The organism is Algoriphagus hitonicola (assembly GCF_900113375.1).
Taxonomy (GTDB): domain Bacteria; phylum Bacteroidota; class Bacteroidia; order Cytophagales; family Cyclobacteriaceae; genus Algoriphagus; species Algoriphagus hitonicola.
Window position 1 is genome coordinate 52546 of sequence record NZ_FOPC01000013.1, and the last position, 15178, is coordinate 67723.

The window sequence follows — 15178 nt, forward strand, 5'->3', positions numbered from 1 at the left end:
CAGGAATTAACTAGCAAAAATCAATGCAAAAGCTCGGTTTAAGCTGTCTTCCCTCTCACTCGTAAATCAAATACTTCTCCCGCTTCCGCTTATATTCCTCCAAACCCGCTTTCCAGCTTTCTCGGATTTCTATCTCAGTTTTTCCTGCTAAAATCTGTTTTTTCAGTTCGTCGGTTCCTGCCAATGTATTGAAGAAATTATTGAAAAATTTCTCTTTCATCCCGGATTTTTGGTACGCGTCTAACAGGTACTTAAGTGTAAACTGATGATCCATTGATTCTCCGCGAAGATCCACACCATAGCACAATTTGTCCTGATGGGGCGGAGTCTTGGACATGCCGTCTATACTCACAGGCGTAAAGGTAAACTCCCCAAATTTAGGATCGGGATAGCCATACATCTGAAAGGGATCGTATGTTCCCCTGCCCAACGATATCACCGTACCTTCGAAGAAACAGGTGCTTGGATACAGTTTGATGGCCAGGTCGCTCGGTAAATTGGGAGAAGGCTTTATCGGAAGGCTATATGCTTGGTCACGAGTCCAATTGGACACTGGAATAACTTCCAAATCAGCGGTAATTCCTCCTTTGAGCCATTTTTCTCCATTGATCATTTGGGCTAGCTCGCCTACAGTCAGGCCATGGACAACCGGAATGGGATGCATGCCCACAAAAGATTCATAGCCGGGCTTTAGCATTGGGCCATCCACATAGCTACCGTTGGGATTGGGTCGATCAAAAATGATCACCTTTTTGCCCTGCTCAGCGCAGGCCTCCATCACATAATGCATCGTGCTGATGTAGGTGAAAAAACGGGTTCCCACATCCTGCAGGTCAAAAATAATAACATCGAGATCTTGAATTTGATTCGCAGAAGGCTTTTTGTTACTTCCATAAAGCGAAATGATCGGTAAGCCTGTTTTTTGATCCACGCTATTGTCCACTTTTTCCCCGGCATCTGCGGTGCCTCTGAATCCATGCTCCGGCACAAAAACCTTATTGATCTCAATTCCTTTTTCCAACAAAAAATCCACCACATGTTTATTATCCGACTGGGGGAGAATTGAGGTTTGATTGCCCACAATACCTACTTTTTTACCTTGAAGCATAGGCAAATACAAGTCACCTTGCTCGGCTCCGGTGAGAATTTGGGATTGAGCGATTGCGGTAGTCCATGCGGCTAAAAATAAAACCCCTGTCAAAAAGTGGGAAAGAACTGTATTTTTCATATGCTTCATAGTATTTTGCGCTGCGTTTAGACAAATTAAATCACTCTCTTGAACCTTTCCTATTTCATAGCCAAAAGAATCAGTTTTAAAGGAAGCGGAGGTTTCTCCAAAACCATCCATCGCATAGCTGTGGGAAGTTTGGCTTTGGGACTGGGCGTATCTATGTTGTCTTTCATGGTGTTGGGAGGCTTCCAAAAAACGGTTTCCGATCGGGTGTATGGATTTACGGGGCATTATCAGATTCAGCGCTTTAGCATGAGCAATGCTTTTGAAGAATTGCCATTTTCGCAGAAGTCTGAGTTTTCGGAGAAAAAAAACGAATTGGATTTTGTCGAAAAAACCCAATCATTTGCGCATAAGGCCGCCCTGATCAAAGGAGATGAGGAAGTCGAAGGCGTGCTCATGAAAGGCGTCGGGCAGGATTTTGATACCTTGGCATTTCAGGAATACCTAATCGAAGGTCGGATGATTCAGATTCCTGACGAGGGTACTTCCAACGAAATTATGCTAAGTCTATTCATCGCTAATCGATTGCAGCTGAATGTGGGGGATCGGATTATTCTCTATTTTGTACAGGATCCGCCCCGATACCGTCGTGTGGAAGTAGTGGGGATTTATGAAACTTTTTTGGAAAATTTTGATGAAAAAATTGTCATCGGAGAACTTCAAACCATTCGAAATCTCAATGGCTGGAAAGCAGACCAAATCGGAGGATTGGAGGTTTTTGTAAATCAGGATCCAAGCGAAGAAATGAGTTTTGATATGGAAAAAATCCTGGATCTTGACCTGAAACTTATCAACTCTCAAGAAAAATATTTGGAGATTTTTGACTGGCTTAAGTTGTTGGATACCAATGTGTACGTGTTTATTAGTTTAATCGGTTTTGTGGCAATCTTCAATATGGGAGCGATCCTGTTTATCCTGATCATGGAGCGTACCCAGATGATTGGGTTGCTTAAAGCACTAGGCGCCAAAAATGCCCAAATCCGTCGGATTTTCTTCTGGAACGGCATGCGGATTTTGGGACGTGGATTGGTGATCGGAAACGCTATTGGTTTGGGACTTGGATTTTTACAATACCAGTTTCGCTTGATTCCATTGGATGCGGAAAGCTACTACATGGGTTATGTACCCATTGATTGGAATTGGCCTGTTTTTGTGCTGTTGAATTTGGGTATTGCTGTTTTGACTGCGATGGTGCTTTGGATTCCTGTGGTGGTTATTTCACGGGTGAATCCCATTCAATCGATTCGCTTTGATTGAGTTTGTAGGGCGAAAAAATACTTTTGATTTTCATCCATATCACTCCAATTACAGCTTCCTTAAAAATTCCCTTGCTCATTTTTGACGTTCCTTTGGTTCGGTCTGTAAAAATGATCGGCACCTCTGTGATTTTAAATCCGAGTTTCCATGCGGTAAATTTCATTTCGATCTGAAAAGCATAGCCGATGAATCGGATATTTTCTAGCCTAATCCCTTCCAAAACGGAACGATGATAACATTTAAATCCTGCCGTAGCATCTTTGATCGGTAGTCCCGTGATGAATTTGACATAAACGGAGGCGAAATAAGACATCAGGACGCGTCCGATAGGCCAGTTGACTACATTGACACCCGTGATGTATCGGGAACCAATTGCCATATCGTAGCTATCCACTGAGCAGGCCTCATAAAGTCGGCTGAGGTCCTTGGGATCATGAGAAAAATCCGCATCCATTTCAAAAATGTAATCGTAGCGGTTTGCCAGTGCCCATTGAAAGCCTAGAATATAAGCAGTTCCTAATCCCAACTTACCCTCTCGCTCCAACAGGTGAAGTCGATTTGGAAATTGATCCTGAAATCCTTTTACAATTTCGGCGGTTCCATCCGGAGAACCATCATCGATAATCAACAGCTCAAAATTGCCATTTAAGTCCATGACCTGATGGATCATTTCAGCGATGTTTTCACATTCGTTGTAGGTCGGAATGATGACGAGTTTGCGGTGTTTCATTTTAAATACAAAGTCCAAAAGTAAGAGATAGCGGGAGTTTTTGAAGAATGGTGCTTGCAAATTTTACTTAAAAGCTACATTTGTGGCAAAATTCACCCTATGTCTACCAAAATTGCGATCGTCAGTTATTTTTCCACAGGAGCCTATGACGCCAATACCGTCAACGAAGATGAGATCCTTTCGGGGATTTTAACCGATTTAGGTTTTACCAATGAAATCGTTCCTTGGTCAGATCCACAAGCAGATTGGACCCAGTATTCGACGCTACTGATCAAATCGGTCTGGGATTATTTTGATTATTATCCGGAGTTTTTAAACTGGCTAGAAAAAATCAAGGATTTGGGAATTCCGGTCTTAAATGATCTGGATACGATTCGCTGGAATAGCTCTAAATCTTATTTATTAGAAATCGCCGAAAAAGGATTCCCGGTGATCTCAGGGATGCTTTTGGAAAAAGGCAAGCTGCCTAATAATGAGGCGATCCGAGAGCAAATCCAGCAGGAAATGGTCGTGGTCAAGCCTTTGGTCAGTGGTGGAGCTAAGAATACCTTTAAAATTTCGCTTTCGGATTGGGATAATTTCCTTCCCAAATTGACTCCTTTGTTAGAAGATGAGTCATTTTTGGTACAGCCTTTTGTGGCCGAAGTAGCTGAGGTAGGTGAGTATTCGCTTCTATTTTTCAACGGAGTGTTTTCGCATGCCGTCTTAAAAACGCCCGCTAAAGCCGATTTTAGAGTTCAGCATTATTTCGGTGGTACAATTAAGGTCATAGAACCTGATCCAGAAATGCTCGAATCTGCCAAGCGATTGATTCGTGAATTTGCCCCCAATTCGCTTTATGCCCGCGTAGATGGAGTTCTAGTCAATGGCGAATTTCACTTAATGGAATTGGAACTCATCGAACCGTATCTGTTTCTCGCCTTGACTCCCGAGGCTATCCCAAATTACATCACCGCACTCAGGGAACGTTTGCTCTGATCAGCTGCAAAGATCCAAATGGCTTTGGGCATAATCCGAACCTCTATTAGCTGCTTCCTGAATCAATCGGCAGCCTTGAGAATCCCCGAGTTGGGTTAGGCAAATCCCTTTTTTGGCTAAGGCTTCGACATGATTGGGGTTTTGTTTCAAAACCGCTTCAAAATCCTCCAGAGCCCACTCGAGATAGCCTACATGCATCAGCGCAAAACCCCGATTGTACCGACCCACGACATTGTCAGGCTCGTATTGTACATAGGAGTTGAAGGAGGCCGCACAGCCGAGTACATCTCCCAACATGGCTCTGGCCATGCCCTGATAAAAATGCAGCTTGGGATCCTTTCGATTGATATCGCGGGCTTTCATAAAAAATTCTTCTGCCAATCTGTAGTTCTCATTGATCAAAAGTGTCCTTGCCAAAAGGTATAAAATCTCATAATCCTCAGGATCTTTATTGGCTGCATTGAGTAGGGCGAGTTCTGCGTCTTTATAGTTTTTTTGATTAAAATAAATTTTTCCTATCCCTGCAAAAGCTTGGGCATAATCTCTATCCAGATCAATAATTCGCTCATAATCCGCGATTGCTTCCGGAATACGGTCCAATTCCTCATAAGACCTCGCCCTGAGATGCAGCGCCTTAAGGTCTGTCACATTGAAAAAAAGGTAGTTGTTTAGTTTGGACACAACTTCCTCGTATTCCTGATTTTTGAATAAGCTTTCGGCTTCATTTAAGGTAGACTGACAGGAACAAAGCCAAAAAGTTATCAGTACAATAGTTGGTATATGAATTTTTCGTAGCATGCTTAAATAAACAAAAAAATAAAGGGATAGAAAATAATTTTTTGAAATATTTTCTATCCCTTACAACTAATTTAAAATCAAAGCACCCCTTTGGTCGAGGGCAATTGATCAAGATTTTTGGGATCTTTCTGGACAGCCATTTTGATTGCACGGGCCAATCCCTTGAAAATCGCTTCGATTTTATGGTGCTCATTTTCACCTTCTGCTTTAATATTCAGGTTGCATTTGGCGGTATCGGAGAAGGATTTGAAGAAATGATAAAACATCTCCGTGGGCATTTCCCCGATTTTTTCCCGATTGAATTTAGCATCCCATACACACCAGGGTCTTCCCCCAAAATCAATGGCAACCTGTGCTAAGACATCATCCATGGGAAGCAAAAATCCATAGCGGTAAATTCCCTTTTTATCCCCAAGAGCTTTCAGATAAGCTTCACCCAACGCTAATGCGGTGTCTTCGATCGTATGATGCTCATCGATCTGAAGATCGCCCTTGACTTGAATCTCCAAGTCGGTCGAACCGTGCTTTCCAAGCTGCTCGAGCATATGGTCAAAGAAATGCAAACCCGTAGAAATCTTGCATTTGCCACTGCCATCTAAATTGAGTTTGATGTAAATATCTGTTTCCGAGGTGGTCCGTTTGACTTCAGCCACTCGAGGCGGAAATTTCAAAAAGCGGTAAATTTCATCCCAATCCTGGGTGGAGAGCTCGGCATCATCCTGATTTTCACCGATAAAAATCGCCTTGGCTCCCAGATTTTTCGCAAGTTGAATATCAGTCAACCGATCACCGATCACATAGCTTGAAGCTAAATCATACTCATCAGAGAAATAGTTTTGAAGCAATCCAATTCGTGGTTTTCGGGTTGGTAGGTTTTCATGCTCAAAGCTTTTGTCAATATGAATCGCTTTGAATATGACGTTTTCCTGCTCTAGGGTTTTAAGCATTTTGTATTGTGCCGGCCAAAAATCTTTTTCAGGAAAAGAATCCGTTCCCAATCCATCTTGATTGGTGACCATAACTAACTCATAATCGGTTTCCTCGGCAATTTTCCGAAGGTTGGAAATCGCTTTGGGGACAAATTCCAGCTTTTCTAAGCTATCCACCTGAAAGTCAGTAGGCGGTTCCTTGATGATGGTTCCGTCCCGATCTATAAATAATACTTTCTTTTTCATTTAAAATTTATGATTTAGGAGCACCTTAGTTGCTCTTATTTTTCTTTATTTCTTTTGAAAATATCGAAGTAAGTCTAATAATTCTTAGTTTTTAATTTTCGATTTCGGCAAAGACTTTATTCAGTGCGGTCAAAAGCATCTCATTTTCAAACCGGGTACCCACCGTAATTCGCAGACAATCTTCACAGAGAATCACTTTAGACCGGTTGCGAACAATGATTTTTGCGTTAATCAGTGCATTATATACTTCATTTGCATTCGGAATTTTGATCAAAAGGAAATTAGCCTGTGAGGGGTAAACTTTTTGAACGAAGGTCAATTCTTTTAGTTCCTTTGCCAAAAAGGCTCTTTCCTCCAGAATCTCCGCAATCATCCGGTTTACTTTTCCAATATTTTGAATCGCCTTGAGAACTGTATCCTGAGTCAAACCCGAAATATTGTAAGGCGGCTTGATCAAATTAAGGATCCGGATGAGTTCTTGAGAGGCAAAGGCCATTCCCAGGCGGAGTGAGGCAAGTCCCCAGGCTTTGGAGAAAGTCTGCATGACGAGTAAGTTGGGAAACTCAGCCATTTCAGTAGTAAAGCTAGGTTCATCATTGAAGTCGATGTAGGCTTCGTCCACCACGACCAACCCATTAAATTCTCGAATGATTCGCTGGATCTCCGTTCGAAGTAGTTTATTCCCGCTTGGATTATTAGGGCTACAGATGAAAATGATTTTGGTGTTGGAGTCCACTTGATCCAAAATCCGATCGGTCTGCAACTGAAAATCCGAGGTGAGCGGTACTTTTCTGGTTTCTACATCATTGATCGCCGCGCTGACCTCATACATTCCATAGGTCGGAGGTAGAAGAATCACATTGTCAATTCCTGGTCGACAAAATGCCCGAAACAGCAAATCGATGGCCTCATCCGATCCATTCCCCAAGAAAATCTGATCTGATTTGACCTGTTTGATTTTAGCAATCTCAGCTTTCAATTGCTGCTGATAGGGATCGGGATAGCGGTTGAAATCCTGCTCAGTAATCGAACCATAGGGATTTTCATTGGCATCCAGAAATATGCCTTCCTTGCCACTATACTCATCCCTTGCTGAGGTGTAAGGTTGGATTTTGGCAATGTGTGGCCGCAAAAGGGACTTGAGCTCAAAACTCATAAGTTGTTTTCTTTCAGGTAATTGAGTCGAATGGTCACCGCATTTTTATGTGCGTCGAGTAATTCATTTTCTGCCATGATTTCTACCGTAGGTCCCAAGTTTTTAAGTCCCTCTGCACTGATCTTTTGATAGGTGATTTTTTTGACAAAAGAGTCAAGCGAAACACCGCTGTAATTTCGCGCATAGCCATAAGTTGGAAGCGTGTGATTGGTGCCCGAAGCATAATCTCCAGCCGATTCCGGGGTATAATTTCCGATGAAAACCGAACCGGCGTTTATGATGCCAGCTACCACTTCCTCTTCGTTTTTCACAGCAATGATCAAGTGCTCAGGCGCATAATCGTTGATCAAAGCAAGAGCATCCTGTTGAGTTTCGAGCACGACAGCTACCGAATTATTCAGTGCTTTTTTAGCGATATCTTTACGGGAAAGGTTTTCCAATTGCTTATTGACTTCTTTGAGCACCTTTTTGGCAAATTTTTCAGAATGAGTAACCAAAACCACTTGGGAATCTACGCCATGCTCTGCCTGAGATAATAAATCCGCTGCCACGAATGAAGGAATAGCGGAGTCATCAGCATAAACCAAAACCTCAGATGGTCCGGCAGGCATATCAATCGCTACCCCATATTTTGTGGCCAATTGTTTGGCTGCGGTGACAAATTGATTTCCCGGACCAAAGATTTTATCCACTTGCGGTACCGACTCAGTCCCAAACGTCAAGGCCGCGATGGCTTGAGCCCCACCGGCTTTGACGATTTTGTGGATGCCAATAAGTTGTGCGGTAAAGAGGATGGCAGGATGAACTTTACCTTCCCGGTTTGGCGGCGTGCAGAGTACAATTTCTTGGCAACCTGCGATTTTAGCAGGAATGCCCAGCATAAGTACGGTACTAAATAGGGGAGCGGTTCCTCCTGGAATATACAGTCCCACTCGCTGAACAGGAACGTTTTTTCTCCTGCAAATTACGCCAGGCATGACCTCCTCGACGAGTTCAGGACTGGATTGCGCTTGGTGAAACCGTTCGATATTCTTTTTGGCAGTTTCTATAGCTGTACGGAGTATAGGGTCCAAAGCCGCTGTAGCAACTTTGATTTCTTCCTCCCCAACCAAAAGAGAGTCAAGATCAACATGATCGTATTCGTGCGCAAATTTATACAAGGCCTTGTCTCCGTTTCGTTTGACTTTACGGAGAATCGGCTTGACGATTTTATTGATATCCTTGGTTTTGAATACTGGTCTGGCCAGTTCTTTTTTCCAAGAGGAAGGGGCAGGATTTACAAGAATGTTCATAGGTAGTCAAAAGGTTAAATCACCATTTTTTCGATCGGTACGACTAGGATTCCCTCGGCTCCGGCGGCCCGGAGTTCTTCGATATTTTCCCAAAATTGATCTTCACTGAGCACTGAGTGTACGGATGACCAACCTTCTTGGGCCAATGGAAGGATAGTAGGACTCCGCATTCCCGGAATCAGGCTGACAATTTTATCCAAGGATTCATTCGGCGCATTGAGGAGCACATATTTGTTGCTTTTTCCCTTTTGGACTGCATTCATCCGGAAAAGGAGCTTTTCTACAATCTCCGATTTCCAGCCCTCCAGGTTATTGTTGGCAATTAGTACGGCCTCGGATTTGAAAATCTCTTCCACCTCTTTAAGTCCATTCATCATAAGAGTAGAGCCTGAGCTTACGATGTCGCAGATTCCTTCGGCCAAACCGATGGAAGGAGCGATTTCGACCGAACCGGAGATTTCATGAATATCGGCCTTGATGTTTTTGGCTTTCAGATAATCACCGAGGATTTTTGGGTAGGAGGTAGCGATATTTTTCCCTTCAAAATACTGAATTCCGTTGTATTCCTGACCCTTAGGAATAGCCAGCGAAAGCCGACACTTGGAAAAGCCCAGTTTTTTGAGCGTGGTGACTGATTTGTTTTTTTCGACCAGTTCATTTTCTCCGACGATTCCCAAATCTGCGACTCCATCAGCGACATATCCGGGAATATCGTCATCACGTAGGAATAAAAACTCTATGGGGAAGTTGGTCGAAGTCGATTTTAATTTGCCAGTACCATTGTAGAATTTGATTCCACATTCTTTGATCAGGCTGAGTGAGTCATCGGATAGTCTGCCGCTTTTTTGGACAGCAATGCGAATTATTTTTTCCATGTCTGCAAGTTACACTAAGAAATAAAATGGTGGTAATAAATTAGTGGTGAAAGGCCGAATCCCTGTCATCAGCGTCACCGGGTGGGGGTATAAAAGTATTCCTCAATGGGAATGATGGAAATGATGCATACCACCTGCGATCTGATGGCTGCTAAAAGTTTCAATATGTTGGAAGAATTGAATCATTTCTAGGACAAAGATACGTACCCCTTTTAAACAGACAAGAAAGGGAACTGTTTTTTAAATGATAAAATTTGGCAGGATTTTACTCCCGAATACTTTGTAAAACAAAATCCACAATTGCCTTGTATCCTTGATCTGATGGATGGATCTGATCTTCGCAAAAAAAGGAAGGACTTAAGTGCAGTTGAAGTTTTTGAAAAATAAGAATGGGGTTTTGATTGGCCAGTTGCTCCATTTCATGGGTTAAAAATTCTCTTTGAATTCGGAGTTTCTTTTTGAGGAAAGGAGGAAATGCCGGAAATAAATGAACCGGAGGAATATCGGCCAGATAAATCCATTTGGGATTAAATCTACTTTGTAAATCCACTATGAGTTGCTGAAAATCCTTCCTGTATTTATGTGGGTGAGTGAGTTTGAAGGTGTCATTTGCACCAAAAAACAGTAAAACCCCCACGATTTCAGGTGATAATTCTATTAAATCGGATTGGAAATGGTCGAGACACTCAGCAACTCGAATTCCGTTTTTTCCAAAATTGATCACTTGGGTCGATTCTCCCTTGGCGGTGAAAAAGTGACCTGCGATAGTTTGATCGATTGATGATGCGCCTACACCAGCTGCTGTGGATTCTCCCAAGATCAGATATCTGCGGGAACCAGTACCCAATACGATTTTTTCACTTTGGGCGATTGGAATAGGGAATTGGTTTTTGACAGCCCTTGCCTGCCAGATCAAAATCGGCAAAACCGGATAAAGTCCAAGTTGAAAAAGCCGATAGGAATTCATTTAAATTGCATTTGAAAAACAGAGTAAAATTTATCCTCCTGATTTTTTGGCTTTATAGCCTGCGGAAAGCAAAACCTGCAGGACTTTGTCCCGATGATCTCCCTGAATCAGGATTTCTCCATCTTTGGCAGATCCGCCGACTCCGCATTTGGTTTTGAGCATTTTTCCCAGGTCTTTCAAATCTTCCTCGGTACCCGAAAATCCCGCCACCAAAGTCACTTGCTTTCCCGCTCTGGCTTTCTTATCCAGCATTACTTTGAGATTTTGCTGGGCAGGAGGAAGCGTTTGGCTACTTTCTTCCGAATCGTAATCAAACTCAAAATTATCATTAGTGGAGAAAACTACACCGTCTCTCTTTTTCCAGTCGTTATTTCGCTTTGCCATGCCCAAAAATAAAAAAAGCCTGCGGTTTAGACAGGCTTAGGTGTTTATTCTTTTGCTCTAAAGGTCCAGACAGGCCGTTTGGCATGATTCACGACATCTTCAGCAATACTACCTGTAATCAGGTGCATGAATCCGGTTCGGCCATGAGTGGCCATGGCGATCATATCCGCTTTGATATCTTCGGCAAATTCGATGATTCCGCCTTCCTCGGATAGTGAATTATATATTTCTGCCTGTACGTTTTCAAAACTGAACTGCTTAGCGAAATACTTGATGCGCTGAAGAGATTCTCTGCTGGTTTCGAAGGTTCCTGGTGTATTTACGATGACAAAGTATAGCTCGGCATCAAACAAATGCTGAAGTCGTTTCACTCGCGCCGCCACTTCCGCAGAATTTTCTCTAAAATCACTGGCAAACACGATTTTCTTAATCACTTTTGGGTCAATAGGATGCTTGATGGTGACCACCGGACAGGTGGCATTTCTGACCACTTTTTCCGTATTGCTTCCTACGAAAATCTCCTCAATGCCCGAAGATCCCTGAGAACCCATGACAACGAGATCCGGTTCCTCTTCCTTGATCGACTCATGGATCCCTTTGAAAGCATTCCCCATTTTGAGATGGGTAGAAAACTTAAAGGAACTGTTTTTGAATTTTGAGTCCAGTTCTTCCATTTGCTTTTTTCGTCGATTCATTAATTCCACGAAAAAAATCTGATTTTCCATTTCTGGTAGCATCTCACCGCCACCCATGGTCCCAAAGCCGGTATTCGCTGGGATTTCGAGTACATGAAGGACTTCTACATGCACATTGTCCAGGCGATCGGCTAGCGAAGTGCTAAAGTCCAATGCATATTGGGCTTGTTCTGAGAAATCGTATGGTACGAGTATTTTGGTCATGGTCAAAAAGGTTATTGTTTATGCCAAATTAACAGTTTTTTTAGATCAAAAAAGATTTTTGGGGGGAATGATTAAAAAAGAAGTCCCAATCCAAAAAGCAAAACCCAAAGTAAGGTGCTGAGTGCCATTTTTTTCAGAAAAGGATCGGTAGATTTCGAAGATTCTGCTTTTTGTACCCCAAGTCCTACTAAAACCATCAGTGGTAAAGCCGCCAAGGCCAGGAGTGAAAAGTAATTTTGAGTTAGGATAGCCCAAATGATTAAGCTGATATTTCCCAAATCCACCAAAGCCCAATTGTAAGTAATGGCTTTCTTTTTTCCGATCCGCACCGGGATGGATTTTTTTCCAGCTTTTTGATCAGATTCGATATCCCGGATATTGTTGATATTCAAAACTGAGGTGCTGAAAAATCCCAAGGCTGATGCCATTAGCAGACTTTGTTCATTAAAAGTGCCTGTGTGAAGAAAATAGGTCCCAGAAACTCCCAGTAGCCCAAAAAAGACGAAAACCGATATGTCGCCCAAACCGGCGTAGCCGTAAGGGTTTTTGCCGGAAGTGTAAGTGATCGCCGCCCAGATGGCTAAAAACCCCAAACCCAAAAATATCAGAAATAGGATCCAATCCTGGAAAGCAATATAAAGTAAACTCAAGCCTGAAACGAGCGATAAAAGACCAAATAAAATCATCGCCTTCCTCATTTCTGCCAGACTGATCAGTCCCGATTGTACTGCTCTAATCGGTCCCTGTCGATCAACTGAATCCGCTCCGTGGATGGAGTCTCCATAATCGTTGGATAGATTGGATAGAATCTGCAGAAAAGTGGTGGTCAATGCAGCAAGGAATAAAACCTCCCATCGGAAATTCTGGGCATAGGCAGCCAGAAATGAACCTGCCAAAATACTGGCTAGCGCTAGGGGCAAAGTACGAAGCCTGACTGCATGCAGCCAGGCTTCTTTTTTAGTTTTTATTTCACTAGTCACTGACATTCAAAGATTATTAACTTATCAATGAAAGTATAGCTTCATCTAAAGGAGTGACCGATGAAGGGAAAAATTTTTCTAATTCTCCATTTTCATTGACGTAATATTTGCAGAAATTCCAGCTGGGTTCCTGATTATTCCAACCGTTTTCTTTTTCGTCAGAAAGCCATCGATAAAGCGGGTGCTTATCAAACCCTTTGACTGAGATTTTTTCAAATACGGGAAATGTCACACCGAAATTGCTGGTACAAAACTCCTTGATTTCTTCATTACTTCCGGGTTCCTGTCCACCAAAATTGTTGGCGGGGAAGGCTAAGATTGCGATTTTATCTCCATAGTTTTCATGAAGTTCCTGCAATGCTTCATATTGTGGCGTGAAACCACATTCTGATGCAACATTGACGAGGAGTACTTTTTTGCCTTTAAACTGACTGAAATCCACCTCCTTGCCATCAATATCTTTTAGCTTAAAATCGTAAAATTTACTATCCATCATTTGTTCGTTCTGTTTGAGAAAATCGGCATTTAGCTTTTCAGGCCTTTCCAGTGTTTTACCGCAGGCTATTGACGTGGAAAATAATAAAATCGCGAGTAGTTTTTTCATAATTACATTCGATCAGGGACTGCAATACCAAGCAAACGCATTCCTTTTTTGATTGTTTTGGCGGTCTGCGCAGACAAAGCTACCCGAAAAGCCAAAAGAGTCGCATCATTTTCTGAGAAAATCGGCACATCCGCATAAAAACGGTTGTATTCTTTTGCCAAATCAAAAAGATACTGCGCAATGACAGCCGGTGAGTATTCCGCTCCGGCTTGGTTGATTTTTTTCTCAAAATCATTGAGAACCAAAATCAGAGCCGATTCTGAATCTGCCAATTGGTCGATTTGGGAAAAATTCGGGGTTTGAAAATTGACTCCAATCTGATCGGCTTTCCGGAGAATGGATGCGATTCTGGCATGTGAATATTGGATAAAAGGTCCGGTATTGCCCTGAAACTCGATGGATTCCTTGGGATTGAATAGCATTCGTTTTTTGGGGTCGACTTTGAGTAAAAAGTACTTCAAAGCACCCAAACCTAAGATTTTGTAAAGTTCTTTGGCTTGCTTTTCGTCAAATCCTTCGATTTTACCGAGTTCCTTGGTATGACTTTCGGCAGTGTCAATCATCTCCTGCATCAGGTCATCGGCATCCACCACGGTTCCTTCTCGGGATTTCATTTTTCCAGTTGGCAAATCAACCATGCCATAGGAGAGATGGTAAAGCCCCGGACCATAGGGTCGGCCAAGCTTTCGCATAATTTTGAACAAGACATCAAAGTGATAATCCTGCTCATTTCCAACGACATAAACCGACTTATCGATTTGAAAATCCTGGTATTTCAAGTCTGCCGTTCCCATGTCTTGGGTGATGTAAACGGACGTGCCATCCGCCCGCAAAACAAGCTTTTCATCCAAGCCTTCATCGGTCAAATCAACCCAGACCGATCCGTTTTCTTTTTTGAAAAACACTCCCTTCTGAAGGCCTTCCACGACGATGTCTTTTCCCAATAAATAGGTATCGGATTCGTAGTAGAATTTGTCAAAATCAACTCCCATTGTCTGGTAAGTTGCCTCAAATCCGGCATAGACCCATTCGTTCATCTGCTTCCAAAGGGCAACCGTTTCGCTGTCATTGGCTTCCCATTTTCGGAGCATATCCTGCGCTTCGATCAGAATTGGCGCATTTTTTTTGGCTTCTTCTTCGGTTTGGCCTTTTTCCAGAAGTTCTTTGATTTGTTTTTTGTACTCTTTATCAAAAAGCACGTAGTATTTCCCGGCCAAATGATCTCCTTTTAGTCCAGCTGATTCGGGCGTTTCTCCATTTCCAAAATGCTGGTAAGCCACCATGGACTTGCAGATGTGAATTCCTCGATCATTGACCAAATTGGATTTGATCACTTCATAGCCATTGGCTTTGAGAATTTCGGCGACGGAATATCCCAAAAAATTATTTCGGAGATGACCCAGGTGAAGGGGTTTGTTGGTATTAGGGGATGAGTACTCCACCATGACTTTTTGGCCATTGGTGGGAAGTTGACCGATGTTTTCTTTGGCATACAAGCTGGTAAAAACATCGATCCAGCTATTCTCATTCAACACCAAATTTAAAAACCCTTTGACGACATTGTAATCCGCCACATCTCCGCAGTTTTCTTTGAGGAAATCACCGATTTTTGAGGCGGTCATTTCCGGGGAGATTTTTGTTTCTTTCAAGTAAGAAAAAACGACGAATGTATAGGTTCCCTCAAATTCCTTTCGAGTGGGAGCTAGGCTGAGTTTATCGAGCTCGACTTCCAATTTAAAAATCTGATGAAACGCCTGCTGAATTCCGCTAAGGATATTTTGCTGAATGCTCATAATGGCTTGTTCTACCTGTAATTAATTTTTCTTTTAAATATTTGTAAATAAGTTAG

15 protein-coding genes are annotated in these 15178 nt (G+C 42.5%); 2 read left to right on the forward strand and 13 right to left on the reverse strand.

The genetic code is table 11. The features are described 5' to 3' along the window. Positions 1-55 precede the first annotated feature (55 nt). The gene (locus BM043_RS16030; protein WP_177188501.1) at positions 56-1228 is read right to left on the reverse strand and encodes an exo-beta-N-acetylmuramidase NamZ family protein; all 1173 of its coding nucleotides are present in this window, start codon (positions 1226-1228) and stop codon (positions 56-58) included. A 48-nt stretch (positions 1229-1276) separates the two neighbouring features. Here BM043_RS16030 and BM043_RS16035 point away from each other — a divergent pair, with 48 nt between their 5' ends. After that, the gene (locus BM043_RS16035; protein ID WP_092793500.1) at positions 1277-2491 is read left to right on the forward strand and encodes an ABC transporter permease; all 1215 of its coding nucleotides are present in this window, start codon (positions 1277-1279) and stop codon (positions 2489-2491) included. On the opposite strand, the gene BM043_RS16040 is transcribed toward BM043_RS16035, so the two are convergent. Then, entirely contained in the window at positions 2448-3221 is a 774-nt protein-coding gene (locus BM043_RS16040) for a polyprenol monophosphomannose synthase (protein WP_092793502.1), read from the reverse strand. The genes BM043_RS16035 and BM043_RS16040 overlap by 44 nt on opposite strands. 99 nt (positions 3222-3320) lie before the next feature. On the opposite strand from BM043_RS16040, the gene BM043_RS16045 reads away from it, so the two are divergent. Then, positions 3321-4199 carry an ATP-grasp domain-containing protein gene (locus BM043_RS16045; protein WP_092793516.1) on the forward strand — a complete coding sequence of 293 codons (879 nt, stop codon included), beginning with the start codon at positions 3321-3323 and terminating at the stop codon, positions 4197-4199. On the opposite strand, the gene BM043_RS16050 is transcribed toward BM043_RS16045, so the two are convergent. The 11 genes from BM043_RS16050 to argS form a co-directional block, all read right to left on the reverse strand. Then, entirely contained in the window at positions 4200-4997 is a 798-nt protein-coding gene (locus BM043_RS16050) for a tetratricopeptide repeat protein (RefSeq protein ID WP_092793518.1), read from the reverse strand. It lies immediately after the preceding gene. Between the two features lie 77 nt (positions 4998-5074). Beyond that, on the reverse strand, positions 5075-6172 hold the full coding sequence (gene hisB, locus BM043_RS16055; RefSeq protein ID WP_092793519.1) for a bifunctional histidinol-phosphatase/imidazoleglycerol-phosphate dehydratase HisB: 1098 nt from the start codon (positions 6170-6172) through the stop codon (positions 5075-5077). A gap of 91 nt (positions 6173-6263) precedes the next feature. Further along, positions 6264-7328: a histidinol-phosphate transaminase gene (hisC, locus tag BM043_RS16060; RefSeq protein ID WP_092793521.1), complete on the reverse strand. Its 1065-nt coding sequence runs from the start codon at positions 7326-7328 to the stop codon at positions 6264-6266. Next, positions 7325-8620: a histidinol dehydrogenase gene (gene hisD, locus BM043_RS16065; RefSeq protein ID WP_092793522.1), complete on the reverse strand. Its 1296-nt coding sequence runs from the start codon at positions 8618-8620 to the stop codon at positions 7325-7327. The genes hisC and hisD overlap by 4 nt, the downstream gene beginning before the upstream one ends. A 14-nt stretch (positions 8621-8634) precedes the next feature. After that, a complete protein-coding gene (hisG, locus tag BM043_RS16070) occupies positions 8635-9495 on the reverse strand; it encodes an ATP phosphoribosyltransferase (protein ID WP_092793524.1) in 861 nt (286 codons plus the stop codon). A gap of 265 nt (positions 9496-9760) precedes the next feature. Continuing rightward, the gene (locus tag BM043_RS16075; RefSeq protein WP_092793525.1) at positions 9761-10462 is read right to left on the reverse strand and encodes an SGNH/GDSL hydrolase family protein; all 702 of its coding nucleotides are present in this window, start codon (positions 10460-10462) and stop codon (positions 9761-9763) included. Positions 10463-10492: 30 nt separating this feature from the next. Next, positions 10493-10846 carry a translation initiation factor gene (locus tag BM043_RS16080; protein ID WP_092793527.1) on the reverse strand — a complete coding sequence of 118 codons (354 nt, stop codon included), beginning with the start codon at positions 10844-10846 and terminating at the stop codon, positions 10493-10495. A gap of 44 nt (positions 10847-10890) precedes the next feature. Beyond that, positions 10891-11745, reverse strand: coding sequence for a universal stress protein (locus tag BM043_RS16085; RefSeq protein ID WP_092793528.1), 855 nt, complete (start codon positions 11743-11745; stop codon positions 10891-10893). A 71-nt stretch (positions 11746-11816) separates the two neighbouring features. Further along, a complete protein-coding gene (locus BM043_RS16090) occupies positions 11817-12731 on the reverse strand; it encodes a 1,4-dihydroxy-2-naphthoate polyprenyltransferase (RefSeq protein WP_092793530.1) in 915 nt (304 codons plus the stop codon). A 10-nt stretch (positions 12732-12741) separates the two neighbouring features. Continuing rightward, positions 12742-13329 carry a glutathione peroxidase gene (locus tag BM043_RS16095; protein WP_092793532.1) on the reverse strand — a complete coding sequence of 196 codons (588 nt, stop codon included), beginning with the start codon at positions 13327-13329 and terminating at the stop codon, positions 12742-12744. Positions 13330-13331: 2 nt separating this feature from the next. Next, complete coding sequence (argS, locus tag BM043_RS16100) at positions 13332-15122, reverse strand: arginine--tRNA ligase (protein WP_092793535.1); 1791 nt, start codon at positions 15120-15122, stop codon at positions 13332-13334. Between the last annotated feature and the right edge of the window lie 56 nt (positions 15123-15178).

Coding starts and splice junctions, on each gene's coding strand:
- hisC (WP_092793521.1), bottom strand. CDS start 7,328: ATGAGTTTTGAGCTCAAGTCCCTTTTGCGGCCACACATTGCCAAAATC.
- BM043_RS16095 (WP_092793532.1), bottom strand. CDS start 13,329: ATGAAAAAACTACTCGCGATTTTATTATTTTCCACGTCAATAGCCTGC.
- hisG (WP_092793524.1), bottom strand. CDS start 9,495: ATGGAAAAAATAATTCGCATTGCTGTCCAAAAAAGCGGCAGACTATCC.
- BM043_RS16045 (WP_092793516.1), top strand. CDS start 3,321: ATGTCTACCAAAATTGCGATCGTCAGTTATTTTTCCACAGGAGCCTAT.
- BM043_RS16040 (WP_092793502.1), bottom strand. CDS start 3,221: ATGAAACACCGCAAACTCGTCATCATTCCGACCTACAACGAATGTGAA.
- BM043_RS16050 (WP_092793518.1), bottom strand. CDS start 4,997: ATGCTACGAAAAATTCATATACCAACTATTGTACTGATAACTTTTTGG.
- hisD (WP_092793522.1), bottom strand. CDS start 8,620: ATGAACATTCTTGTAAATCCTGCCCCTTCCTCTTGGAAAAAAGAACTG.
- BM043_RS16090 (WP_092793530.1), bottom strand. CDS start 12,731: ATGTCAGTGACTAGTGAAATAAAAACTAAAAAAGAAGCCTGGCTGCAT.
- hisB (WP_092793519.1), bottom strand. CDS start 6,172: ATGAAAAAGAAAGTATTATTTATAGATCGGGACGGAACCATCATCAAG.
- BM043_RS16075 (WP_092793525.1), bottom strand. CDS start 10,462: ATGAATTCCTATCGGCTTTTTCAACTTGGACTTTATCCGGTTTTGCCG.
- BM043_RS16085 (WP_092793528.1), bottom strand. CDS start 11,745: ATGACCAAAATACTCGTACCATACGATTTCTCAGAACAAGCCCAATAT.
- BM043_RS16030 (WP_177188501.1), bottom strand. CDS start 1,228: ATGAAAAATACAGTTCTTTCCCACTTTTTGACAGGGGTTTTATTTTTA.
- argS (WP_092793535.1), bottom strand. CDS start 15,122: ATGAGCATTCAGCAAAATATCCTTAGCGGAATTCAGCAGGCGTTTCAT.
- BM043_RS16080 (WP_092793527.1), bottom strand. CDS start 10,846: ATGGCAAAGCGAAATAACGACTGGAAAAAGAGAGACGGTGTAGTTTTC.